The sequence below is a fragment of the Variovorax durovernensis genome (genome assembly GCF_977011995.1).
Genome location: NZ_CDRNCW010000001.1, coordinates 5,125,824 through 5,150,058, shown reverse-complemented (window position 1 = coordinate 5,150,058; position 24,235 = coordinate 5,125,824). Strand labels below are relative to the sequence as shown.

The 24,235-nt window shown below is 69.2% G+C and carries 13 protein-coding genes; 7 read left to right on the top strand and 6 right to left on the bottom strand.

Going from position 1 to position 24,235, the window contains the following annotated elements; all coding sequences use genetic code 11:
* Positions 1-4 precede the first annotated feature (4 nt).
* The 3 genes from ACWV14_RS24450 to ppc all read right to left on the bottom strand — a co-directional run bounded on the left by ACWV14_RS24450 (position 5) and on the right by ppc (position 11,410).
* Positions 5-8,185 carry a GH36-type glycosyl hydrolase domain-containing protein gene (locus ACWV14_RS24450; protein WP_454904180.1) on the bottom strand — a complete coding sequence of 2,727 codons (8,181 nt, stop codon included), beginning with the start codon at positions 8,183-8,185 and terminating at the stop codon, positions 5-7.
* Positions 8,182-8,400: a hypothetical protein gene (locus tag ACWV14_RS24445; protein ID WP_237679196.1), complete on the bottom strand. Its 219-nt coding sequence runs from the start codon at positions 8,398-8,400 to the stop codon at positions 8,182-8,184. Before ACWV14_RS24445 ends, ACWV14_RS24450 begins: the two co-directional genes overlap by 4 nt.
* A gap of 166 nt (positions 8,401-8,566) precedes the next feature.
* The gene (gene ppc / locus ACWV14_RS24440) at positions 8,567-11,410 is read right to left on the bottom strand and encodes a phosphoenolpyruvate carboxylase (protein ID WP_454904178.1); all 2,844 of its coding nucleotides are present in this window, start codon (positions 11,408-11,410) and stop codon (positions 8,567-8,569) included.
* 101 nt (positions 11,411-11,511) lie between these two features.
* On the opposite strand from ppc, the gene hemC reads away from it, so the two are divergent.
* The 4 genes from hemC to ACWV14_RS24420 are packed head-to-tail and all read left to right on the top strand — an operon-like array spanning position 11,512 to position 15,586.
* Positions 11,512-12,417 carry a hydroxymethylbilane synthase gene (gene hemC, locus ACWV14_RS24435; protein WP_454904177.1) on the top strand — a complete coding sequence of 302 codons (906 nt, stop codon included), beginning with the start codon at positions 11,512-11,514 and terminating at the stop codon, positions 12,415-12,417.
* Between the two features lie 16 nt (positions 12,418-12,433).
* Positions 12,434-13,204, top strand: coding sequence for a uroporphyrinogen-III synthase (locus tag ACWV14_RS24430; RefSeq protein ID WP_454904176.1), 771 nt, complete (start codon positions 12,434-12,436; stop codon positions 13,202-13,204).
* Positions 13,201-14,295 (top strand): uroporphyrinogen-III C-methyltransferase, encoded by a 1,095-nt coding sequence (locus ACWV14_RS24425; RefSeq protein WP_237679200.1) that lies wholly within the window; start codon positions 13,201-13,203, stop codon positions 14,293-14,295. The genes ACWV14_RS24430 and ACWV14_RS24425 overlap by 4 nt, the downstream gene beginning before the upstream one ends.
* Before the next feature lie 7 nt (positions 14,296-14,302).
* Positions 14,303-15,586, top strand: coding sequence for a heme biosynthesis HemY N-terminal domain-containing protein (locus ACWV14_RS24420; RefSeq protein WP_454904175.1), 1,284 nt, complete (start codon positions 14,303-14,305; stop codon positions 15,584-15,586).
* Between the two features lie 18 nt (positions 15,587-15,604).
* On the opposite strand, the gene ACWV14_RS24415 is transcribed toward ACWV14_RS24420, so the two are convergent.
* Positions 15,605-17,173, bottom strand: coding sequence for an MFS transporter (locus ACWV14_RS24415; protein WP_454904173.1), 1,569 nt, complete (start codon positions 17,171-17,173; stop codon positions 15,605-15,607).
* A 109-nt stretch (positions 17,174-17,282) separates the two neighbouring features.
* Between ACWV14_RS24415 and ACWV14_RS24410 the strand changes: the two genes are divergently transcribed.
* Positions 17,283-18,149, top strand: a complete 867-nt coding sequence (locus ACWV14_RS24410; protein ID WP_454904172.1) for a LysR family transcriptional regulator — start codon at positions 17,283-17,285, stop codon at positions 18,147-18,149.
* 70 nt (positions 18,150-18,219) lie between these two features.
* Here ACWV14_RS24410 and ACWV14_RS24405 read toward each other — a convergent pair whose 3' ends face one another.
* Positions 18,220-19,131, bottom strand: coding sequence for a LysR family transcriptional regulator (locus ACWV14_RS24405; protein ID WP_454904170.1), 912 nt, complete (start codon positions 19,129-19,131; stop codon positions 18,220-18,222).
* 176 nt (positions 19,132-19,307) lie between these two features.
* On the opposite strand from ACWV14_RS24405, the gene ACWV14_RS24400 reads away from it, so the two are divergent.
* Together ACWV14_RS24400 and ACWV14_RS24395 are read left to right on the top strand one after the other, a co-directional pair.
* Positions 19,308-20,183 carry an NmrA/HSCARG family protein gene (locus tag ACWV14_RS24400; protein WP_454904168.1) on the top strand — a complete coding sequence of 292 codons (876 nt, stop codon included), beginning with the start codon at positions 19,308-19,310 and terminating at the stop codon, positions 20,181-20,183.
* Positions 20,184-20,237: 54 nt separating this feature from the next.
* Positions 20,238-20,639: a hypothetical protein gene (locus ACWV14_RS24395; RefSeq protein ID WP_422087830.1), complete on the top strand. Its 402-nt coding sequence runs from the start codon at positions 20,238-20,240 to the stop codon at positions 20,637-20,639.
* A gap of 136 nt (positions 20,640-20,775) precedes the next feature.
* Here ACWV14_RS24395 and ACWV14_RS24390 read toward each other — a convergent pair whose 3' ends face one another.
* Positions 20,776-24,006, bottom strand: coding sequence for an Rne/Rng family ribonuclease (locus tag ACWV14_RS24390; RefSeq protein ID WP_454904166.1), 3,231 nt, complete (start codon positions 24,004-24,006; stop codon positions 20,776-20,778).
* Between the last annotated feature and the right edge of the window lie 229 nt (positions 24,007-24,235).

Below are 24,235 nucleotides of genomic sequence, written 5' to 3'. Positions count from 1 at the left end.
CCCGTCACGCGACCCGCAGCACTGCACTCGCCGGCAGCGCCTGCCAGTCGATCCATTCGCCAGCCGCCAGGTGCTGTGTTGGCGCTGCGGCGCCCGGCACGTCGCCCCACTGCAGCGTGAGCGTGCGCGCGCCCAGCCGCAGCGCGATCTCGAAGCCCGGCCAGTGCGCCGGCACGTGCGGCGCCAGCGAAAGCAGCCGGCCCTTCACGCTCAGGCCCAGCAGCGACTCGACCGCCGCGCGGTGCATCCATGCGGCCGAGCCGGTGTACCAGCTCCAGCCGCCCCGGCCGACGTAAGGCGCGGAACCGTAGATGTCGCCCGCCATCACGTAGGGCTCCAGTTCGTAGGCCGGCCCGCGCACGGGATGGCGCGCGCGGTGGGCCGGGCTCAGGCCCTCGAAGCTCTGCCATGCCGCTTCATGGTCGCCCTGCTGCGCCTGCGCCATCAGCGCCCACACGGCGCCATGCGAATACTGGCCGCCGTTCTCACGCACGCCCGGGGGGTAGGCCTGGATGTAGCCGGGGTTGTTGGGCGAATTGGCGAAGGGCGGTGTCAGCAGCCGCAGCAGGCCGGCCGGTTCGTCGTGCAGCAGCTTCTTCACCGAGGCCATCGCCGGCCCGGTGTGGGCATCGTCAGAGGCGCCAGAAAGCACCGACCACGCCTGCGCGATCAGGTCGATGCGGCACTCGTCGTTGGCCGACGAGCCCAGCGGCGCGCCGTTGTCGAAGAAGGCGCGGCGGAACCAGGCGCCGTCCCAGCCGGCCTCGTGCAGCGCGGCGATCCAGCCGGTGCGCGCGGCGGTCCAGCGCGCGGCGCGCTCGTGCTCGCCGCGGGCCTGGGCGAGGGGCGCGAACTGCTCGACCACGCGGCACAGGAACCACGCGAGCCACACCGATTCGCCGCGGCCTTCGTTGCCGACGCGGTTCATGCCGTCGTTCCAGTCGCCGGTGCCCATCAGCGGCAGGCCGTGCACGCCGGTCTTCAGGCTGCGGTCGATGGCGCGCGCGCCGTGCTCGAACACGCTGGCCGTCTCGCCGCTGCGCTGCGGGGCGTAGTAGGCGTCTTCGGCGCCGTCCGGAATGGCGGGGCCTTCGATGAAGCCGGCCATCTCGTCGAGCAGCGAGGCGTCGCCCGTCACCTCTACGTATTGCGCCGATGCATACGGCAGCCACAGCAGGTCGTCGGAGAAATGCGTGCGCACGCCGGCGCCGCCGGGCATGTGCCACCAGTGCTGCACGTCGCCTTCTGGAAACTGCCGCGCCGCGTTCAGCAGGATCTGCTCGCGCAGCCGCGCCGGATCGGTGAGCGCGAAGGCCATCGCGTCCTGCAGCTGGTCGCGAAAGCCGAAGGCGCCGCCGGCCTGGTAGAAGCCGGCCTTCGACCAGAGCCGGCAGGCCAGCGTCTGGTACACGAGCCAGCGGTTGACCAGCGCGTCGAACAGCGGATCGGGCGTGTGCACCTGCAGCCGGCCGAGCAGGTCGTCCCAGAAGGCGCGCACCTGCGCCAGTGCCTCGGGCACGTCGCGCTGGCGCCATCGGCGTGCGAGGCCGAGCGCGGACTCGGCGTTGTCGGCGTGGCCCAGCACGAAGCTGAAGCTAGCCGTTTCGCCCGCTGCCACGACGAATTCGCCGCCGATGGCTGCGCATGCGTCGAGCCCGCTGCCCGCACGCTGGGCCAGGGTGTCGGGCACCTCGACGATGCCGCGCCCGGCAAAGAACTCGTTGCGGTCGCAGGTCCATTGCGTGGCACCGGGCAGGCCCGCGAGCAGCAGGAAGGCCGCGCTGCCGCCGAAGCCTGCGCTCGACTCGCGCTGCTGGCCGAACACGGCCGGCTGGTCCTCGGGCTTCCAGCAATGCACCGTGCGGCGCTCTCCGCGTGCCGAGCCCATTTGCCACTCGACCATCGAGAGCGCGCGCAGCCGGCGCTGGCCGCTGCCTTCGTTGCGCACGCGCACATGAACGATCTTCACGGCCTCGTCGCGGTCCGCGAAGAAGGTGGTTTCCAGCATGAGCGAGCCCTGGCGGCACTCGAACACGGTGTAGCCCTGGCCGTGCCGCACCCGGTGCCGTGACTCGCCATCGCCGCTGCCGGCGGGCGTGAGGGGCAGCATCTTGCGTGTTGCCACGTCCTGCAGCAGGTAGTGCTCGAAGGCCGGGTCCTGCACCGGGTCGTTCGCCCACGGCGTGACCTGGTGCATGCGGCTGTTGCCTGCCCAGGTGAAGCCCGTGCCCCACTCGGACACCTGGAAGCCGAAGTTCGCGTTGGCGATCACGTTGACCCAGGGCCGAGGCGTGCGGCGGTCTGCGCCGACCTCGAAGTGGAACTCGCCCGTTCCGGCGTCGAAGTCGCCCGTGGGCGCGCCGGCCGAAGGCGTGGCGGCGGTGTGCGACAGCAGCGGCACGCCGCGCGGCGCAGCGGCATCGTCGGCGGCCGGTGCCGTGTCGTTGCGGGCCTCATTGCGGGCTTCGTGCAGCGCCGCCACCTGCATTTCGAGCGAGCGCCCCTCGGCGGTGAACACCACCCGCGCCAGGCTGGAAAGCGCGGCCTTCTCCGAGGGCACCACGTCCTGGTCGCGCAGCAGGTAGAAGCCGGCCGTGTCGTTGCGCGGAAAGCTGTTCTGCGTCTGCTGCGCCACGCGCGAGCGCAGCGTCTCTATCTCGCGCTGCAGCGGCATCAGGTAGGAGTTGGGTTCGCTGTTGAGCACCACCAGGTCACAGGCCACGCCGCCGAAGCCCCACCAGGGCTGCGCGCGCAGCAGCGTATTGATCAGGCCCATGCCGATCATCGAGTGGATGTGCACCAGCAGGATGGGCTTGTCGCCGGAAATGCCGAAGCGCCAGATCTGCCGCAGGTCGATCAGCCCGCGGTCGCTCATGACGCGCGGCGTGGTGTAGGTGAGGATGGTCGTCAGGTCCTGCAGCGCCACGTTCTGCGCGGGCGCGATGCTCAGGTCGCGCAGCCGCACTTGTGCCAGCGTGGCGGCCATGCGGGTGGCGCGTTCCACGTGCATCGGCTGCATGTAGCGGTCGATGCCGGGCATCAGCGCCTCGATGCTCTCCGCGGCGGCGGTGGCGAAGCTCAGGCGCGCGGTGGCGCCCGGCGCGAGCGACAGGCGCACCCGCAGGCAGGCGATGGGGTCCAGGCCGTTCACCGGCCGGCCGTTGTGCGCGAGCGGCTGCGCATCGAGCGCCGGATCGGCCAGTGTGCGGTTGCGGCCGATGAAAGCGCGCCGGTCGGTCATGCAGTCGACGGACAGCACGTTGGCGTCCACCGAGGCCAGGAAGTGCGCCGCCGCGGCCACCGCGTCGCCGTGCAGGCGCGGCTTGCGCGACATCTGCAGCGCGCGCCATGCGGGCTCCCAGCGCGACTCGACGAACAGGTTGGCGAACGCCGGATGCGCCTCGTCGGCCTTGGGGTTCGACAGCACCGGCTCGAAGTACGACAGCAGCTCGAGCGTGCGTGTCTCGTCGCCCGAGTTGTGCAGCGTGATGTTGCGCAGCTCGGTGTCGTCCTCCGGGCTGATGAGCACGGTGGTGCGCACCTGCAGGCCCGGGCCGGCGGCGTCGAACTGCACCTGGTCGGCCAGGAAGCGGGTGCGGTAGCGCCAGCCATCGCCGGGGGCGGGCAGGGCGGTGAGGGAGGTCAGCGCCTGCTGCCCCTCGTCGCGCAGGTAGAAGAAGGTGCCGTAGCTGTCGCGCAGCGGGTCGTCGCGCCAGCGCGTGACGTTGAACGCATGCCAGCGGCTCACGCCGGCGCCGTTGGCGCGCAGGGACACGGTGTAGCGGCCGTTCGACAGCAGGTGCGTGGGCTGGAAGCCGGGCGCCATCGGGTCGACCACGCGTGGCTGGAACAGCGGTGCCAGCTCGGCCTGGCCGGGCTCGGGCGGGGTGCGCGGATCGGCGCTGCCGATGATCTGGCGCGGCGTGCGTTCGTGCAGCAGCGACTCGTGCGCCTGCACCAGTGCTGCGCTGCCGAACCAGCGGCGCGGCGCGTCGGCGCACAGCAGGTTGCACAGCGCCACCAGCGACATGCCCTGGTGGTGCGCCATGAAGTTGCGCACCACGGTGAAGTCCTGGCCTTCGGTCTGGCGCGAGACGGTGAAGTCGATCGCGTCGTGAAAGCCGAACTCGCCGCGCGCGCCTAGCGATTCGAGCAACTCCAGGTTGACAACGGCGGCCTCGGGCGCGAACGGCGCCGCCATGACGCTGGCATAGGGCGCCACGACGCGGTCGGCCGGCGGCGTGCGCCGCAGCGCCAGGCGCGGCACGCCGAAGGGCGAGTACTGGTAGGCCAGCGAATGGTCCTGCCCGAAATAGGCCGACTCCGAGACGCCCCACGGCAGGTTCTGCGCGCGGCCGAAGGCCTGCTGCTCGGCAATGGCGGCCACGTTGGCCACCTGCAGCAGGCCGTCTTCGGGCTCGGTCATCACGAGCGCGGGCATCACGTACTCGAACATCGAGCCCGACCACGATTTCAGGCTGGGCTGGAAGCCCACCAGCAGGAAAGGCCTGCCCAGCGCCATCCAGTGGCGGCGCGGCACGTCGCCCTTGGCGATCGCCAGGAAGCTCAGCAGCCGCGATTCCGAGGCCAGCAAGTCGTAGTAGCTGGCGTCGAGCGCGTTCTCCTCCACGCGCAGGCCGATGTGGAACAGGTGGCGCTTGGCGTCGTAGAGGCCGCTGAAGTCCATGCCGTCGTGCAGCAGGTCGCAGCGCCGGGCCAGCGCTTCTAGCGCCGCCGCTTCCTGCGGATGGCCCCCTTCGGCAGCGAATGCGCGGCAGGCCTGTGCCACCGTCACCAGGTGGCCAGCGAAGTTGCCGCTGTCCACGCTCGACACATACTGGGGCGGCAGCGGCGCGAGCGTCTGCGTGTCGTACCAGTTGAACAGGTGGCCCTCGTGCTTCTGCAGGCGATCGACGGTGTCCAGCGTTGCCGTGAGGCGCAACAGCAGCGCGGTGGTGTCGATCCAGCGGAACTCGCGCGCGCAGCATGCGGCCAGCAGGTACATGCCGATGTTGGTCGGCGATGTGCGGTGCGCAATGGTGGGCTGCGGTTCCAGCTGCAGGTTGTCGGGCGGCAGGTGGTTGTCCTCCGGTCCCACCACGCGCACGAAGAATTGCCAGGTGTCGTACGCGAGCTTGTCGAGGTAAGTGCGCTGCCCGGCGCTGAGCGGGTCGGCCGCCTTCGGTTCGACGCGGCTGCTCCACCAGGCCGCGACCGGCGCGAGCGCCCACAGCAGGAACAGCAGGGGGCCGACCACCGGGTATGCGCTCCAGTGCGCGGCCACCGCTAGCACGAGGCACAGCACGCTGCTGACGGCCGCATTGCGCAGGAACGGCGCCAGTTGCTGGCTGGCTTGCGCCTGCGCCTGCGCCGCCGTCGTCCATTCGAGCAAGTGCCGCCGGCTCACGACGAGCCGCCACGTCGCGCGGAACCATGCGTCGAGCAGCAGTCGCGTCTGCGCCGCCAATTGCGCGAACTGCCATGCCGCGCCCGCCATGGAGCGCAGCAGCTCGACCGCGCCCACGTCGAAGAAGTGGCGCAGCTCGATGGCGCGCCGCGTCGGCACCAACCCGGCCAGCGCGCCGAGCAGCGGGCCCAGCGTGAGCGCCGAAGCCACTGCCGCCAGCGTCCAGCCCAGCGGCATCGCCTGCGTGAAGATCACCAGCGCCAGCAGCGCGAAAGAAGCGGGCACGACCAGCGAGCGGCGCAGGTTGTCGCTCATCTTCCAGAGGCCCAGCGCGTCGATGCCGAAGCGGTGCGCGCGCCACATCAGCGGCAGCAGCTGCCAGTCGCCGCGCACCCAGCGGTGAACGCGCGACGCCGCAACGCCGGCATGGTGCGGATGGTCCTCGACAAGAACCACGTCGCTCACCATCGCGCAGCGCGCCACCGTGCCTTCGAGCAGGTCGTGGCTGAGCACCGCGCCGTCGGGCAGGCGGCGGTCGAGCGTGGCGTGCAGGGCGCGCACGTTGAGCAGGCCCTTGCCGGTGAAGGAGCCGCTGCCGAACACGTCCTGGTAGATGTCCGAGGCGCCGCTGCCGTAGGGGTCGAGGCCGCACTGGCCCGCAAACATCCAGTGGTACGGCGAGCGCTCGTTGCGCATAGGGAACGGCGTGACGATGCGCGGCTGCAGGATGCCGAAGCCCGCGACCACGCGCCGGCTTTGCGCATCGATCTCGGGGGCGTTGAGCGGATGGGCCGCGATCGACACCAGGTCGCGCAATGCGCCGGGCGGCAGGCCGGTGTCGCTGTCGAGCGTGAGCACGTAGGGCGTGCGGCCGGCCGCAAGCTGCTGGCCAGGCGCGAGCGGCAGGAAGCCGCTGGCGTCGCCGGCCGCGAGCAGGCGCACCAGCATCTCGAGCTTGCCGCGCTTGCGCTCCCAGCCCATCCAGCGCTGCTCGGTGTCGCTCCAGCTGCGCGGGCGGTGCAGCAGCAGGAAGCGCGGGGCGGCGCCTTCGGCCGGGGGGTACTTGGTGTTCAGCGCGGCGATGCGTTGCAGCGCGTCGTCGAGCAGCGGCGTGTCGGTGGGCAGCAGGGCCTGGGCGGCGTCGGCCCAGTCTGTCAGCAGCGCGAACTGCGCGTGGGCTTCGCGGTTGGACAGCCAGTGCAGTTCGAGCCGGTGGACCAGCTGCGAGTTGTTGGCGGACGAGCTCAGCAGCGTGGGGATGACGACGAGGGCGCGGTGCCGTTCGGGAATGCCGGTGGCGAAGTCGAGGCGCGGCAGCGCCTGCACGCGCACCGATTCCGCCATGATGCGCTGGGCCAGCGCGATCAGCGCCTCGGACAGCGGCCATGCCAGCAGGACCAGCGCCAGGACCGTGGTCCAGTCTTCGCGGTGCGGCAGGCTGTGTACCACCCAAGCCAGCAGCAACGCGGTGCCGAGGGCCACCGCGCTCACGTAGACGGGCAGGCGCCAGCCGCGACGGCCGCGCGCCCGGCCCAGGCGTTCGGTGCGCGGAGCGGCGCGGTCCGCCGGGCTGCCTGCCTGCAGCGCGGCAATCAGCGAGGGGCGCCCTTGTCCGAAGAGGTAGTAGCCCGCCGTGCCGTCGGCCCGGTCGGTCTCCGCCCCGGCGTCTTCGGCCGGCGCGGCGGCGGCCAGCATCACAACGGCCTGCGCCACTTCGCGCTCTGGCCGCTCGGTGCCGCGCGCCACCTGCTCCATCGCATGCGTGATCTGCTGGCGAGTGATTTCGCTTTCGTTCGCGAAGCTCGGCAGCTCGCGAAGCACGCGCAGCGAACGGCTCACCGGCTCGATCAGGTCGCTCCACTCGACCTGGCCGATCATGCGCAGCGTGGTGATGATGTTGCCGACCGTGAGGTTGGCGGCCGCCTGCGCGTTCTGCGCGTCGCCGATCAGCACCGGGCCGTTGGGGCAGTGCTGTTCGGTCCAGCGCACCAGCGCGGGCGTGTCCTCGCTGCGCTCCACCGGCAGGCGCTGCCACAGTTGCGTGAGGTAGTTGTCCTGCAGGCCGTGGCTTTGCAGCGCGCGGTAGAGCACGTCGAGGTCCTGCTCGGAGAGCTTGGCCGCGCCGTCCCAGGCGGCATGCGCGACTTCGCGCGCGACCTTGTTCTCGGCGATGCTCTCGGCCATGCGCCGCAGGTTCTCCAGCAGCACCACGCGCAAGGTGGTGGGCAGCGCCCACAGCTCGCCGAGCGTGAGTTCGTCGATGTCCTGGTAGGCGTTGAGGAAGGCGGTGAACAGCGTCTTGTTGAGCACGCTGTCGGTGTGGGCCACGTAGGCCCAGGCAATGCCGTACACACGCGGCAGGCCCGCGAGCGGCGGCGTGGCCAGCTTGGGCAGCCGCGCGTAGTAGCTGCGCGGCACGCCGTCATGAATCTGCTGGAGCTGCGCCTCGACCAGGTGGAAGTTGTCGAGCAGCCATTCGGCGGCCGGCGACACGTAGCGTCCGCTGAGCGATGTCAGCGCGATGTAGTCGAAGGCGCTGCGCAGCGAGGCGAGGTTCTCGTCCACGCGCGGAAAAAAAGGCGCGCCCTGGCGGGTGCGGCGGTGCTCGTCTTCCACCACCTGGGCACGCGCCAGGCTGTGGCCGTGCTGTTCGAAGCGTTGGGCGCCGAAGAGCTCGGCGCGGATCGGAGGTGCTACCGGGTCGTGCGGGCCCAGCAGAAGGGTTCGGGCGTAGTGACTGAGCCCCTCGAGGCGGTCGACAACGGCTGCGGCGCTCAAGTGAGGGCGAACAGGCCAACGCCCAGAACAACGGCCACGCAGGCCATCGTGACGATGCGCCCGGCAGCCAGTGCACGCACTCGCTGCATGTGGCTGCGCACCGAGAACCATCGCCCGTGGGCGCGCGCGCAGTGGCGCATGTGGGAAGCCAGCGCTTCGAAATCGCTGCCGACGAAATCGATCTGCGAATGGGTAAGGGACTGCGGGACTGGCATGGCAACGGGCTCCTTTTAACGACTTCGAGCTGCCGCGCGATTGCGAGAACTTTGACCGTGTCCGACCGTACCCTTTTAAATGACCTTACGGGTGCCTCATTGCCTCGTGTTCACGTAGGAAGGGGCGCACAAGGCGCCCCTTTCGACAGCTAAGCGCCGCGGTGCATCAGCCCGTGTTTCGCAGCCCCGCCGCCACCCCGTTGATCGAGATGTGGATACCGCGCTGCAGCCTCTCGCCGCCGTCGCCCGCGCGGTAGCGGCGCATCAGCTCGACCTGCAGGTGGTGCAGCGGATCGATGTACGGAAAGCGGTGGCGCACCGAGCGCTGCATCTCGGCATTGCCCTCGAGCCGCTGCTTCGCGCCGGTGATGAGCGTGAGCGCGTCCGACGTGCGGTGCCATTCGGCGTCGATCATCGAGAACACCTTCTGGCGCAGCTTGCGGTCGGTCACCAGTTCTGCATAGCGCGAGGCCAGCGCGAGGTCGCTCTTGGCCAGCACCATGTCCATGTTCGACAGCAGCGTGCGGAAGAACGGCCACTGCTCGTACATGCGCTGCAGCAGCGCCTGGCGTTCCTTCTTGCCGGCTGCGTTGCCCGCCGCGGCCAGGAACTGCTCGACGCCCGAGCCGAAGCCGAACCAGCCCGGAATGGTGAGGCGGCACTGGCCCCAGCTGAAGCTCCACGGCACCGCGCGCAGGTCGTCGATCTTGTGGCTCGGGTTGCGCGAGGCGGGGCGCGAGCCGATGTTGAGTTCGGCGATCTCGCGGATCGGCGTGGAGCCGAAGAAGTAGTCGCCGAAGCCCGGTGTCTCGTACACCAGCTTGCGGTAGGCGGCCATGCTGGCGCTCGAAAGCTCGCCCGCGGCCGACAGGAAGGCGGCGGGCGCCGACTTGCCCTGCGGCAGCAGCGTGGCCTCCAGCGTGGCGGCCACCAGTGTCTCGAGGTTGCGCCGGCCGATCTCGCGGTTGGCGTACTTCGAGCCGATGACTTCGCCTTGCTCGGTCAAGCGGATCTGCCCGCGCACCGTGCCGGGCGGCTGCGCGAGGATGGCCTGGTAGCTCGGGCCGCCGCCGCGCCCCACCGTGCCGCCACGGCCGTGGAACATGCGCAGGCGGATCGGGTTGGCCTTCTTCTTGTTGAGCTCGTCGAACAGCGCCACCAGCGCGATGCCGGCGCGGTACAGCTCCCAGTTGCTGGTGAAGATGCCGCCGTCCTTGTTGCTGTCGGAGTAGCCGAGCATCACGTCCTGCTCGGCGCCCGAGCGTTCGATCAGCGCCTGGATGTTGGGCAGCGCATAGAAGGCGCGCACGATGGGCGCGGCGTTGCGCAGGTCTTCGATGGTCTCGAACAGCGGCACCACGATCAGGTCGCAGGTCGCGTTGCTGTTCATCGCGCCGCGCAGCAGGCCCACTTCCTTCTGCAGCAGCAGGGCTTCGAGCAGGTCGCTCACCGTTTCGGTGTGGCTGATGATGTAGTGGCGGATGGCCGCCGCGCCGTAGCGCGCACGCGCGGCGCGGGCGGCGGCGAAGATGGCCAGCTCGCTCCTGGCGAGCGGCGAGTAGTCGGCGTCGGGCACGCGCAGCGGGCGGGCGTCGTCGAGCAGCTTCAGCAGCAGCGTCTGCTTGGCTTCTTCGGCCAGCGATGCATACGAGGGCTCGATGCGCGCGGTGGCCAGCAGTTCGGCGATCACGGCTTCGTGCTTGTCCGAACTCTGGCGCAGGTCGACCGTGGCCAGGTGGAAGCCGAACACCTCGACCGCGCGGATCAGCGGACGCAGGCGCGGCGCCGCGAGCACGCTGCCGTGCTTCTCGTCGAGCGACTCCTCGATGGTGCGCAGGTCGGCCAGGAACTCTTCGGCCGTGGCATACGGGTTCTGCGGAGCGACCGCGTGGCGTGCGGCCTCGCCGCCGGTGAGCTCGCGCAGCGTGGCCGCCAGGCGCGCATAGACGCCGGTGAGGGCGCGGCGATAGGGCTCGTCCTTGCGATGTTCGCTGGTGTCGGGCGAACGCTCGGCCAGCGCCTGCATTTCGACCGTCACGTCGACCAGCGTGGCCGAGAGCGACAGCTCGCCGCCCAGGTAGTGCACTTCGGTGAGGTAGTGGCGCAGCGCCAGTTCGCTCTGGCGGCTGAGCGCGTAGTTGAGCGTATCGGCGGTGACGTTGGGGTTGCCGTCGCGGTCGCCGCCGATCCACTGGCCCATGCGCAGGAAGGGCGCGACCGAAGGCGCGTGGCCGCCTTGGGCCAGCGCCTTCTCGAGGTCGGCGTACACGCGCGGGATCTCGCGCAGGAAGGTGGCTTCGTAGTAGCTCAGCGCGTTCTCGATCTCGTCGGCCACGGTGAGCTTGGAGAAGCGCAGCAGGCGTGTCTGCCATATCTGCGTGACGCGGATGCGCATCTGCGTTTCGTTCTCCGCGAACTCAAGCGGCGAAAGCGTGTCCTTGCCACCGGCATAGGCGCTCTGGCGCAGCCTGATTTCGTCGCGGGTGGTGAGCAGCAGCGCGATGGCGCGCTCGGCATCGAGGATGCTCTTGCGCTGCACTTCGGTCGGGTGCGCGGTGAGTACCGGCGACACATAGCTGTGGGCCAGCGAGGCCACGATCTCGTCGGGCTTCACGCCGGCCTTGCGGATGCGGGCCAGCGCAGTCTGCAGGTCGCCTTCGGCGCTTTCGCCGGCGCGCTCGGCCTCGGTGCGGCGGCGGATCTGGTGGCGGTCTTCCGCCAGGTTGGCCAGGTGGCTGAAGTAGGTGAAGGCGCGAATGACGCGCACGGTTTCCGCGGCGCTCAGGCCCTTGAGCAGGTTCTTCAGCGCGCGGTCGGCGGCGTGGTCGGCGTCGCGGCGGAATGCCACCGACAGCGTGCGGACCTTCTCGACAAGCGCATAGGTTTCTTCGCCTTCCTGCTCCCGGATCACGTCGCCGAGGATGCGGCCCAACAGTCGGATATCGTCGATCAGCGGCTGGTCTTCGGCTTGGCGGCGCTTGGGAGGAGCAGTTGTCTTGCTGGCTTTCATTCGATTTTTTTCCTGGTCTTGAATGGGTGCGCCGCCTGCGTTGTTGCGGCGCAACATGCTAGCATTCCAGCGGTTTGAAACATGTACTTTTGGGAACGGCCTTGAGCAATATCGTGATCGCCACGCGCGAAAGCCGGCTGGCCTTGTGGCAAGCCGAACACGTGCAGGCGCTTCTGCAGGAAAGAGGCCACACGGTCAGCCTGCTGGGGCTCACCACCACCGGCGACCAGATCCTCGACCGCACGCTGAGCAAGGTGGGCGGCAAGGGCCTCTTCGTGAAAGAACTGGAACTCGCGCTCGAAGAAGGGCGCGCCGACATCGCCGTCCATTCGCTCAAGGACGTGCCGATGGAGCTTCCCCAGGGCTTCGTGCTTCCCTGCGTGCTGGAGCGCGAAGACCCGCGCGACGCGCTCGTCTCCCCCCGCCATGCCTCGCTCGACGAACTGCCGCACGGCGCGGTGGTCGGCACCTCCAGCCAGCGCCGCGTGGCATTGCTGCGCGCGCTGCGGCCCGACTTGCGCATCGAACCGCTGCGCGGCAACCTCGACACCCGCCTGCGCAAGCTCGATGAGGGCCAATACGACGCCATCGTGCTGGCTGCCGCCGGACTCAAGCGGCTGGGGCTCGAAAGCCGCATCCGCGTGGCCTTCGACCCCGACACCATGCTGCCCGCAGCCGGGCAGGGCGCCCTGGGCATCGAGGTGCGGGCGGATCGCGCCGACCTCATCGAACTGCTCGCCTCCCTCACCCACAAGGGCGACTGGCTTTCCACCGCCGCCGAGCGCGCCGTGAGCCGCGCCATGGGTGGCAGTTGCTCCATGCCGCTCGCGGCCCATGCCCGCTGGCAGGCCGACGGCACGCTGCGCATCGACGCCGCCTGGGGCGACCCCGAAGGCAAGGTGCCGCTGGTGAAGGTGCACGCGCTGGCGCAGGCCGGCGACTTCGCCCAGGCCGATGCGCTCGGCCAGCAAGCCGCCGCCTTGCTGCGCGACGCCGGGGCCCACTGATTCCGGTGGTCATCGCATGACCGCCCGTCCCGTCATCGTCACGCGCCCCGAGCGCGAGGCGGCGCAATGGGTCGACGACCTGCGCGCCGCCGGGCTCGACGCGGTGGCATTGCCGCTGATCGTGATCGCGCCGGTGGCGGATGCCGAGCCGCTGCGCGCGGCCTGGCGCCGCCTCGACGGCTATGCGGCGCTGATGTTCGTGAGCGCCACCGCGGTCGAGAATTTCTTCCAGCATGAAACACCGGGCATGACGGCCGGGCGCCGTTTCTGGGCGACAGGCCCGGGCACCACGCGCGCCCTGCTGCGTTCGGGCGTGCCGCCGGAGCAGATCGACGCACCGCCGCCCGAAGCCACGCGCTTCGATTCCGAGGCGCTGTGGGAGCGCGTGCACGGCCAGGTGACTGCCGGCGTGCGCGTGCTGATCGTGCGTGGCGGCGACGAGTCGGGGCAGCCCGCCGGACGCGACTGGCTCGCCAGGGAAATCGACGCCGCGGGCGGCCAGCGCGACACCGTGGTCGCCTATCGGCGCCTGCCGCCGTCGCTGGACGTCGTACAACTCCGCATCGCGACGGACGGCGCGCAGGGCCGCGCGATCTGGCTCTTCAGCAGTTCCGAAGCCATCGGCAATCTGCAACGCGCGATGCCAGGCACCGACTGGCATGCGGCGCGCGCCGTCGCCACCCATGCACGCATCGGCGAAGCCGCGCGCGCCGCGGGTTTCGGGGCGTTGCGTGTGTGCACACCGTTGCGGGATGCGTTGATCGCGTCGATAGAATCCCTCGCATGAGCGCCGCGTCCCCGTCCGACGACCTTTCTCCCCCTTCCGCCGCAACGGTGCCCGTGCCTGCCACTGTCGCCCCCCACCAGACCCCTGCCGCCCAGGCTGCGGGCGCAGTGATCCTGTCGCGTCTCGGATTCGGCCTCGTGGCCTTCATCGCGCTGGTGGCGCTGATCATGGCTATCGCGCTGTGGCAGAAGGTCAGCGGCATGAAGGAACAGCTGGCGCGCCAGAGTGCCGATGCCCTTTCGCAGTCGATGGAAGCGCGCACGCTGGCGCGCCAGGCCAGCGACACCGTGCGCGATGCCTCGGCCCGCGTGGCACTGGTCGAGACCCGGGTGGCAGAAGTCGCGCTGCAGCGTTCGCAGCTCGAAGAACTCATTCAAAGCCTCTCGCGTTCGCGCGACGAGAACCTCGTGATCGACATCGAGTCGGCCGTGCGCCTCGCGCTGCAGCAGGCCCAGGTCACCGGCAGCGTGGAGCCGTTGCTGGCCGCGCTGAAGGCCGGCGACGTGCGCATTTCGCGTGCGGCGCAACCGCGGCTCGCACCGTTGCAGCGCGCCATGCAGCGCGATGCCGACCGCCTGCGCAGCAGCGCCAGCACCGACAACGCCGAGGCCCTGCAAAGGCTCGACGAACTGATGCGCGGCGTGGACGACCTGCCCACGCTCAATGCGGTGGCACTGCGCGGCACCGGCGCCAACGCATGGCAGGCCGAGCCGATTCCCGCCGACGCGCCCTGGTGGCAGCGCATGCTGCTGGCCATTCGCGGCGAGGCCCGCTCGCTGGTGCGCGTGGGCCGCATCCAGAGCCCGGAAGCGGTCCTGCTGGCGCCCGAACAGTCTTACTTCCTGCGCGAGAACCTCAAGCTCAAGCTGCTCAACGCGCGGCTGTCGCTGCTGTCGCGCCAGGTCGATGCCACCCGCACCGAACTGTCCCAGGTCGCGGCATCGCTCAACCGGTACTTCGACCCCGCATCGCGCCGCACGCAGGCTGCCGCCACGCTGCTGCAGCAATTGCAGCAGCAGGTGAGGACGACCGAGCCGGTCCGCATCGACGACACGCTGGCCGCCCTGGCTACCGCCGCCGCAGGACGCTGACCAGCAAATGCGCGCAGCAATCTGGCTCCTCGCACTGTTCGCCGTCGCCGCGGCAGTCGCTCTTTTCGCAGGCAACAACCAGGGCACGATCACTGTGTTCTGGCCGCCGTGGCGTGTCGATCTCTCGCTGAACCTGGTGCTGGTGATCCTGCTGGTGGTGTTCGTGCTGCTGCATGCCGCGCTGCGTGCCCTGGCGGCGCTGTTCTCGCTGCCCAAGCAGGCGCGCCAATGGCGGCTGCAGCAGAAGGAGCGCACGCTGCATGCGGCGCTGCTCGATGCGATGGTGCAGCTGATTTCTGGTCGTTTCTCGCGTGCGCGCAAGGCCGCGCAGGCCGCGCTGACGCAGGAAAAAGCGCTGTCGGCGCTCGGCGCCAGCCTGCCGCAGGCGCAGCAGGTGCGCGTGCTGTCGCACCTGCTCGCGGCCGAGAGCGCGCAGGCATTGCAGGACAAGCCGGCGCGCGATGCCCATCTGCAGCAGGCACTGAACGAAAGCGCCGACCGCACCGTGCTGGCCAGTCCGGAAACGCGTGAAGGCGTGCAGCTGCGTGCAGCACGCTGGGCGCTCGAAGACCGCGATGCGGCCGCTGCGCTCGCCCGCCTCGAAGAACTGCCGCAGGGCGCGCAGCGTCGCACGCTCGCTTTGCGGCTGCGGCTCAAGGCGGCCCGGCAGGATCGGCGGACGCTCGAGGCACTCGAAACCGCGCGCCTGCTCGCCAAGCACCGCGCTTTCTCGGAAGCCGCCGCACAGAGCATCGTGCGCGGCCTCGCGACCGAATTGCTGTCCGGCGCGCACGACCCGGCGCAACTGCAGCGCGCATGGTCCGAACTCGATGCCAACGAACGCCAGATGCCCGAGGTCGCGATCCACGCGGCCCAGCGCATGGTCGCGCTGCGTGGCGACCTGGCGCTCGCGCGCGGCTGGCTGCTGCCGGCCTGGGAGCAGATGGTCGGCAATCCGCGCAGCCTGGGTGATGCGCTGCGCGTCAAGCTGGCGCGCGCGCTCGAGGCGGGGCTGGACTCGGTCGATGCGGAATGGCTGGCGCGCATCGAGAGTGCGCAGCGCAACAATCCGCGCGACCCCAATCTGCAGTACCTCGCAGGCATGGCCTGCATGAAGCGCCAGCTGTGGGGCAAGGCCCAGCAACTGCTCATGCAGGCCGGGCTGGGCTTGCAAGACACGGATCTGTACCGCCGCGCCTGGCTGGCGCTGGCCCACCTGGCCGAAGACCGCAACGACACCGCGCAGGCCGCCGAAGCCTGGAAGCGCGCGGCGCAGGTCGAGAGCGCCTGAGCGCGCCGCGCGGCGGCTTCAGGAGCAGGCGGATTCCTTCGCCGCTTTCAATCCGCCTGCCGGCACCGGCAGCCGGCCGCTGCCGAAAATCAGCAGGCTGACGCCGGCCAGCACCCACACGCCGATACCGCCGTAGAGCATCACCCAGCCGAAGCTCTGCACAAGCGCCGCGTGCACCGTGGCGCCTGACGGGTCCGCCTGCGACAGCGCCGGAAAACTCTCGCCGAGCGATGCGAAGCTGCCGGCCGCGATCTTCTCCGCCAAAGCGCGCAGTTGCGGCGCGTCCAGCGACGCGGACAGCACGGCTTTCAGGTGCGCGTGAATGCCCTCGAGCAGGATGAAGCCCATCAACGCGATGTTGATGGCCAGCGTGATCAGGCGCGCGCTCATGTCCATGCCCGACGCCATGCCGGCGCGCGTGCTCGGCACCGATCCGGTCGCGGTGTTGGTGACAGGCGTGTTCGTCAGGCCCAGCCCGACGCCGGCCAGCAGGCAGCCGGGAAGCATCGTGACCCAGCTTGCATCGGCCATGCCACTGCCTAGCCGCATTGCCATGAAGCCCAGCCCGATCACGAACAGGCCCATGGGAATGACCACGCCGGGCTGCCAGCGCAGCGACAGCCGCTCCGCCAACGGTGGCAGCACCAGCGTCGGCAGCGTGTACGCCAGCAGGGCCGAGCCGGCGGTGACGGCGTCGTAGCCCAGCGCGCCCTGGAAGTAGAGCGGCAGGTAGATCATGAAAGGCCAGAAGCTGAAGTTCATGCCGACCGAGCCGATCATCGAGCCCGAGAAGTTGCGGATGCGGAACACCGAGAAATCGAACATCGGATGCGGATTGATGTTCTCGACCCACACGAAGACCGCGAAGCTCGCGGCCGACGCGGCAAGGATGCCCAGCGCCAGCGGGCTGCCGAAGCCGAGGCCCGGCCCCTGCGTGATGAAGCAGGTCAGCCCCAGCACCGCGAGCGACAGCGTGACGATGCCCGCGAGGTCGAGCCGGCGCGCGTCGGGGTCGCTGGACTCGCTCACGCTGCCGAGCACGAGGGCGAGCGCCACGGCGGCCAGAAGCACGTGCACCAGGAACACCCACTGCCAATTCGACAACGCGACGATCGCGCCGCCCACGATCGGCCCGAAGCCCAGGCCCATGCCGAAAACCACGCCCCAGATGGCGAAGGCCTTGCTGCGCTCCTTGCCTTGCTGGAACTGGTGGGAGAGCACCGCGAGCTGGCAGATCAGCATCGCGCCACCGGCCAGGCCCTGCAGGAAGCGGCTCGCGATGAGCACCCAGGCGCTCTGCGAAAGCCCGCAAACCAACGAAGTAATGCCGAACAGCACCACGCCGATGATGAGAATGCGCTTGCGGCCGTAGCGGTCAGCCAGCGTGCCCGCGGCCATCAGTACCGTGGTGCAGGCGATGGTGTAGGCGTTCATGATCCACTGCATGTCGCTGAAATCGCCATGCAGTTCTTTTTCGAGCGTGGGAAGAATGACCGGCACGCTGGAGATTTCCAGGCCGAACATGAGGGCGATCAGCGAAATCGCGGCCAGCGCGATCCGGTTCCTGCCGGTGTGGGAGAGAGACATCTGGCGTTTTCCGAAAAGTGGTTTCGGGGCGATTCTGGTGAAACCCGCCTCATGATGGAAATGATTAAATTTCCTAGAATTCATTAGGATCGATCATTTATCGGATGCCATGGACTTCGACCCCACGCTGCTGCGCGCTTTCGTCGCCGTCAAGGAAACCGGCGGCTTCACGCGCGCGGCGCAGCGGCTGCACCTGACGCAGTCCGCCGTCAGCCACCAGATACGGCGGCTCGAGGAGCAGGTGGGCCGGCCGTTGCTGCACCGCACGACGCGCCGGCTCACCGTCACCGAAGACGGCGAGGACTTTCTTCGCTACGCGCAGCAGATCCTGGAGACGCTGGACGCGATGACCCGGCGCTTCCAGCCTTCGCCGATTTCGGGCGTGGTGCGCTTCGGCGTGCCGGACAACTTCATGGGCGACCGGCTGCCGCCGCTGCTGTCGCAGTTTGCGCGCGCCTTTCCGGCCACGCGCATGGAGGTCAGCGTGAGCATGCACCTCGATTTGCGCGCAATGATCCGCGCGAGCGAACTCGATCTGGCGGTGGTGATGTCTCCGCCCGACTGCGTGGAAGGCACGCGCCTGCGTCGCTCGCAGTTGGTCTGGGTGGCGGCGGAAACCTTCGAGCCGCCGCCGGGCGCATCGCTGCCGATGGCGTTTTCTCCCAAGCCCTGCGTCAACCGGGAGGTGGCGGGCGCCGCGCTCGACGCCGCACCGTTCGAATGGCACGTCGTCTTCACTTCGGTCAGTCCGCACGGCATTCGCGCGGCAGTGCTGGCAGGTTTGGCGGTCACGGTGCTGGCGCGCGAGGACGTGGAGCCGGGCATGAAGATCGTCGACGGCCGCTATGGGCTGCCGCGGCTGCCCAGCGTGGATTTCTCGCTGATCTGGAGCGAGGGTGGGCGCACGGAATGCGCCTGCCGCTTCGGCCAGCTGATTCTCGAAATGCCGGACCTGCCGGTGTACGGGAAGGCATGAAAAACGTCGCCCGAACAAGCCGTGCAAACAGCCTGCGTCGAGTCCGAGACAAGTGCCTGTGTTCGTCCGCTCAACCGTGACTCAGCGCGTCGCGATGGGCGTCCTCACTGAAGTAGTCGCAGACGAAGGCGACGAATGCGCTGACCTTGGGGCTCACCAGCCGATGCGACGCATGAAGCACCCAGATTTCGGTCGCGGCCGCCGTCGACAAGCCCCAGCTCACCAGCCGGCCTGACGCGAGTGCGTCGACCGCGATCGTGCGCGGGATCATGGCGGCGCCCGCACCGCCCAGAACAGCGTCTCGCATCGACAGCGGCGACGCCAGGCGCAGCACCGCCTGCGGATGGAACACCCTCTCCAGGCCGGTCTCCTCGTCGATGACGCGCCACGTCTCGTCGTGCGACGCTCCCGTGCGCATGACGGCCGGGAAGCGGTCGGGCCGATCCGGTTGAGCGCCGACGGCGGGCCGCGGCAAGCCGGGCGGCGCGACCAGCATCAGCCGATTGCGCAGAAAGCATCGCCCCACGAGTTCGCTGTCCGGGCGAGGGTTCACGCGGATGACGGCGTCGACTTCGTCGGCGACGAGGTCGACGAAGCGGTCGTCGGTAGTGACCTCAAGCAGCACCTCCGGAAAAGCGGCCAGGAACGCGGCGGCCAGCGCGCCCAGGCTCGTCTGCGCGAACAACAGGGGCACGCTGACGCGCAGGCGGCCACTCGGTCGACCCAGCCCGGCCCTGACGTCCTGCAAGGCCTCTGCAATCTCGCCCATGTGGGAGCCGGTGCGCGCGTGCAGGGCCACGCCCTCGTCCGTCAGGCGCAGCGTGCGCGAGCCGCGCTCGATCAGCCGCACTCCGAGGCTTTTCTCGAGTTCTCGAACGCGACGGGACAGCGTCGCCTTCGGCTGGCCGCTTGCGCGACTGGCGCGGCCGAAACCTCCGTGGGTGGCGACGAGGTGGAAGTCGGCGAGGGCATGAAGATCCATTGCTGTTCCGGATATGAGACGAACCGTCCAAATACTGGAGTCTATGCGCCGGAATGGAGACAACCTAATCTTCAGTCATGGGAACAGAACGCCATGCCGACCCCGCCGGGCCGACAGCGGAAAGATCCCTTCCAACCCAGCGCAGCCATCGCCGCGCTTCACTTTCGGAGCAAATCATGTCCATCCTCGTTACAGGCAGCACCGGCCGCATCGGTGCCCAGGTCATCGCCCAACTCGCCGCAAACGGCGCCAGCGTCCGCGCGCTCACCCGTACGCCGCAGAAGGCCGGCTTTCCCGCCGGCGTCACCGCCGTCCGCGGCGATCTGCTGGACGCCGACGCGATGCGCCTGGCCCTCGCTGGCGTGAACACGCTTTTCCTGCTCGTCAGCAACGCGCCCGACGAACTGACCCAGGCCATCAACACGCTCGGGCTGGCCCGCGAGGCGGGCGTGAAGGGCATCGTCTACCTGTCGGTGACGCGAAGTGCCGAGTACACCGATGTCTCGCACTTCACCGCCAAGTACGCCGTCGAGCGGATGATCGAACAGATGGAACTGCCCGCGACCGTGCTGCGCCCGTCCTACTTCTTCCAGAACGACGCAACGCTCAAGGATCCGCTGACGAAAGCCGGGCTCTATGTCTCGCCGGTCGGCGACAAGGGTGTGTCGATGGTCGACGTGCGCGACATCGCGGATGCGGCCGTCATCGAGCTGCTGCGGCGCGATCGCTCGCCAGCCGCGCTGCCGCGCGCAACCTATGAGCTGTCGGGCCCCGACGCGCTCACCGGTGCCTCGCTGGCCAACGTCTGGTCCGACGCGCTGGGCCGCGACGTTCGCTACGCGGGCGGCGATCTCGACGCGTTCGAGAAGGCTGTCAAGACCCAGGCGCCGGCCTGGCTGGCGTATGACCTGCGCGCGATGATGCGTCGCTACCAGGTCGACGGCGCGGTCGCCACGCCAGCAGACATCGAGCGGCTGACGACCCTGCTGGGCCGCCCGCCGCGCAGCTACCGCGACTTCGCGCGCGAGACGGCCCTCGGCTGGCAGGCGTGATCGACTGTCCGTCCCCGGCACTTCATTTCTTCAACGAACCAGCAGGAGATTTTTATGACCTCGTCCATTGCCCCCAAGCGCGTGCTGTTCATCGGCCAGCAGCCCGAGACCGTCGATTTTTCGGACCCGGCGCTGCCACCCGGCTTCGACGCCGCGAAGATCCATGCCGGCATCGCCATCGGCATGCAGCAGATGGCCGATCGCGGCTGGGCCGCCGAGCTGTGCCTGGTGCCACCCGACGCCTCGGCGACCGAGATGGTGAAGAAGCAGCTCGCCGGCCAGGCCTACGATTGCGTGGTGATCGGCGGCGGCATCCGCATCCCGCCGAAGAGCCTGCTGCTCTTCGAGCAGCTGGTGAACGCCGTGCATCGGGCCGCACCCGGCACGGCCATCGCCTTCAACACGACGCCGCAAGACACCGCGGACGCGGCGGCGCGATGCTTCGGGACTGACTGAAGACGGTGCGGGCGTCTTGCGCGCTCGATCACGAGACCATCGCGCAATTCGCTCCCCCAATGAAAAATGCCCCGCTCATGCGGGGCATTTCGATTCAAGCGACCAGCAGACCAGTTACACGGCCTGCGGATGCCGCTCAGAGGGGATGTTGCTGCTGTTGCTGTTCGAACGGCAGCGACATCGAACCGAGGTCGCGACGGGTCTCGACCAGCACCAGCGGGCCTTCGTCGAGCACCACCAGCGGCGGACGCTCGCGCGGCACATGCACTGGCTTCGGCTCGGCGGCAATGACGGCGCGTGCCTGCGCAATGCGTTCGGCATCGGAGTTGACCCACTGCAGGCCCGAGTTCTGGGCGATCTGCGCGAGTTCGTCCAGCGGCAGTTCGAAGGGCTGAACCTTCGGCAGCGCGCGGCCGTTGGCGACGGGCACCGTAGCGGCTGCAGGCACGACGGCCGGCGCGGGGCGCTCGGCGCGCACCGGCTGGGGCGCGGGCTCGCGTGCTTGCGGCGCGGCGACTGCGGCTTCGGCCACGACGGCCTGCTCCGACGCGATCGGCAGTGGCTGTTGCTGGCGGCGCTGCACCGGGGCTTCTTCCTGCACGTCGGCCGTCGGTGCGGCTTCCGCCACGGCGACTTCGGCGGCGTTGGCGGTTGGTGCGCCGGCTTCGTTTTCGTCGCGCGGACCGCGTTCGCGGCGATCGCGGCCGTAACGGTCACGCGAACGGCCACGGCGCTCGTCGCCTTCGCGGCGGGGTGCCTGCTCGTTGCCGCCGTCGTTGGTCTGTTCGACATCGGCTGCTGCCGCCTCGGCACCGCGTGCATCGGCTTCGGCCTGCGGCGCGTCGTTGCGGCGCTCGCGGCGGCCGTCGTTGCGCTCGCCACGTTCGCCGCGCGGAGCGCGCTGTTCGTCGCGGCCGTTGCGCGGCTGGCGCTCGCCCTGGGCGGCTTCTTCGCCGGCAACGGCGGTTTCGCCGCGGGGCTGCTGGGCGTCGCCGTTGCGTTCGGCGCGGTCGTTGTTGCGCTCGCCGCGTTGTTCGCCACGCTCGTTGCGCTCGCCACGTTCACGGCGTTCGCCGCGGGCGCGCGGTGCGCGTTCGCCTGCATTGCCTTCTTCGCCCGAGACCAGTTGCTGGGCTTCGAGGTTCAGGTTGCCTTCGACTGCTTCTGCCGGTGCGTTGCGGCCATCGCGGCCTTCGCCTTCGCGGCGCTCGCCACGGCCGTTGCGGCGTTGTTCGCCGTCGCGCGGTGCGCGTGCTTCGCGCGGCTCGCGGGGTTCACGCTGTTCGCGCGGCTCGCGTTGTTCACGCGGTTGCTGCGGGGCGCCGTCGGCGCGCAGTTCGCTGCTGTTGCGACCTTCACGGCCTTCGCGTCCTTCACGGCGCTCGCCGCCGCGGCCGCCACGGCGTTCGCCGTCGCGACCACCCGAACGTCCGCCGCCTTCGCCGCGGCCTTCCGCGTTGCGACCTTCACCGCGGCCTTCGCCACCACGGCCGCCACGGCGCTGTTCGCCGTCACGCGAACCGCCGCGTGCTTCGCCGTCGCGGCCAGGGCGGCCATCGCGACGGGGCTTCGGTGCCTCGACCGGAATCGCGGACGGGGCCGGCGCCGGAGCAGGGGCCGGCGTACCGCCGAACAGGTTCTTGATCCAGGCGAAGAAGCCGGTCTGTGCCGGAACCGGTGCGCTGACCACGGGCGGTGCGACCGGTGCGGGTGCTGCGACGGGCGCGCGCACGGCTTCGGGCTTGGGCGGCACCACGGGCGCGGGCGCATCGGGCAGCACGCCCTTGATGACCGGCGTCTGCTTGTTGGTGGGTTCTTGCGAACGGCGCGTGACCGAGGTCGGGTCTTCGATCTCGTCGGCCATCTTGTAGCTGGCTTCGATGTGGTCGAGGCGCGGATCGTCGTGCTTCAGGCGCTCGAGCTTGTAGTTCGGCGTTTCGAGCGTCTTGTTGGGCACCATCAGCACGGTGACGCGCTGCTTGAGCTCGATCTTGGCGATTTCGGGGCGCTTTTCGTTCAGCAGGAACGAGGCGACTTCCACGGGCACCTGCACATGCACGGCGGCCGTGTTGTCCTTCATGGACTCTTCCTGAATGATGCGCAGGATCTGCAGCGCGCTCGATTCGGTGTCGCGGATGTGGCCCGAGCCACCGCAACGGGGGCAGGGGATCGACGAACCTTCCGACAGCGCCGGCTTCAGGCGCTGGCGGCTCATTTCCATCAGGCCGAACTTGCTGATCGAGCCGAACTGCACGCGGGCGCGGTCCTGGCGCAGTGCGTCGCGCAGGCGGCTTTCGACTTCGCGGCGGTTCTTCGACTCGTCCATGTCGATGAAGTCGATGACGATCAGGCCGCCCAGGTCGCGCAGGCGCATCTGGCGGGCCACTTCGTCGGCGGCTTCGAGGTTGGTGCGGGTGGCGGTCTCTTCGATGTCGCCGCCCTTGATGGCGCGGGCCGAGTTCACGTCGACCGAAACCAGTGCTTCGGTATGGTCGATCACGATGGCGCCGCCCGAGGGCAGCTGTACGGTGCGGGCGTAGGCCGATTCGATCTGGTGCTCGATCTGGAAGCGGCTGAACAGCGCGGCGTCGTCGCGGTAGCGCTTCACGCGGGCGGCATGCTCGGGCATGACGTGCGCCATGAACTGCTGCGCCTGGTCGTAGATGTCGTCGGTGTCGATCAGGATGTCGCCGATGTCGTGATTGAAATAGTCACGAATGGCGCGGATGACGAGCGAGGATTCCTGGTAGATCAGAAAAGCACCCTTGCCGCCCTTGGCGGCGCCGTCGATGGCGCTCCAGAGCTTGAGCAGGTAGTTCAGGTCCCACTGGAGTTCGGACGCGATGCGGCCGATGCCGGCGGTGCGCGCGATGATGCTCATGCCCTTCGGGTACTCGAGCTGGTCCATCGCCTCCTTGAGTTCGGCGCGGTCGTCGCCCTCGATGCGGCGCGAAACGCCACCTCCACGGGGGTTGTTAGGCATCAGCACGACATAGCGGCCGGCCAGCGAGATGAAGGTGGTGAGGGCAGCGCCCTTGTTGCCGCGCTCTTCCTTTTCGACCTGGACGGTGAGTTCCTGGCCTTCGCGGATCGCGTCCTGGATGCGGGCCTGGCTGGCCGACACGCCTTCGGCGAAATATTGCTTGGAGATTTCCTTGAACGGCAGGAAGCCGTGGCGGTCTTCGCCGTAGTCGACGAAACAGGCTTCGAGCGAAGGCTCGACGCGGGTCACGACCGCTTTGTAGATGTTGCCCTTGCGCTGTTCGCGCCCTTCGATTTCGATTTCGTAGTCGAGCAGTTTCTGCCCGTCGACGATGGCCAGGCGGCGTTCTTCGGCCTGCGTGGCATTGATCAGCATCCGCTTCATGATGCGTTGTCCTTATATGTATCGTTCTACCGGCTCTTGACGAGCCAACGATGCACGGACGACGCCCGCGAAACCAGGGAATTGCCGCTTCGGCCCCGAATGCTGTTCACTGCCGCGCCAGGCGCGAGCAGGCCTCTCGAGCGCTAGCTCAAGAAGACAGTCGGGGTGGGGGCGCGTGGATGGGCGCGAGCCAGATTCGGTGTTGAGTGGCTATCTTTTTGATAGCCGG

Bases quoted from the DNA above. Each gene is read 5' to 3' on its own strand.
- ACWV14_RS24445 (WP_237679196.1), bottom strand. From the start codon at position 8,400: ATGCCAGTCCCGCAGTCCCTTACCCATTCGCAGATCGATTTCGTCGGC.
- ppc (WP_454904178.1), bottom strand. From the start codon at position 11,410: ATGAAAGCCAGCAAGACAACTGCTCCTCCCAAGCGCCGCCAAGCCGAA.
- ACWV14_RS24430 (WP_454904176.1), top strand. From the start codon at position 12,434: ATGACCGCCCGTCCCGTCATCGTCACGCGCCCCGAGCGCGAGGCGGCG.
- ACWV14_RS24425 (WP_237679200.1), top strand. From the start codon at position 13,201: ATGAGCGCCGCGTCCCCGTCCGACGACCTTTCTCCCCCTTCCGCCGCA.
- ACWV14_RS24420 (WP_454904175.1), top strand. From the start codon at position 14,303: ATGCGCGCAGCAATCTGGCTCCTCGCACTGTTCGCCGTCGCCGCGGCA.
- ACWV14_RS24415 (WP_454904173.1), bottom strand. From the start codon at position 17,173: ATGTCTCTCTCCCACACCGGCAGGAACCGGATCGCGCTGGCCGCGATT.
- ACWV14_RS24410 (WP_454904172.1), top strand. From the start codon at position 17,283: ATGGACTTCGACCCCACGCTGCTGCGCGCTTTCGTCGCCGTCAAGGAA.
- ACWV14_RS24405 (WP_454904170.1), bottom strand. From the start codon at position 19,131: ATGGATCTTCATGCCCTCGCCGACTTCCACCTCGTCGCCACCCACGGA.
- ACWV14_RS24400 (WP_454904168.1), top strand. From the start codon at position 19,308: ATGTCCATCCTCGTTACAGGCAGCACCGGCCGCATCGGTGCCCAGGTC.
- ACWV14_RS24395 (WP_422087830.1), top strand. From the start codon at position 20,238: ATGACCTCGTCCATTGCCCCCAAGCGCGTGCTGTTCATCGGCCAGCAG.
- ACWV14_RS24390 (WP_454904166.1), bottom strand. From the start codon at position 24,006: ATGAAGCGGATGCTGATCAATGCCACGCAGGCCGAAGAACGCCGCCTG.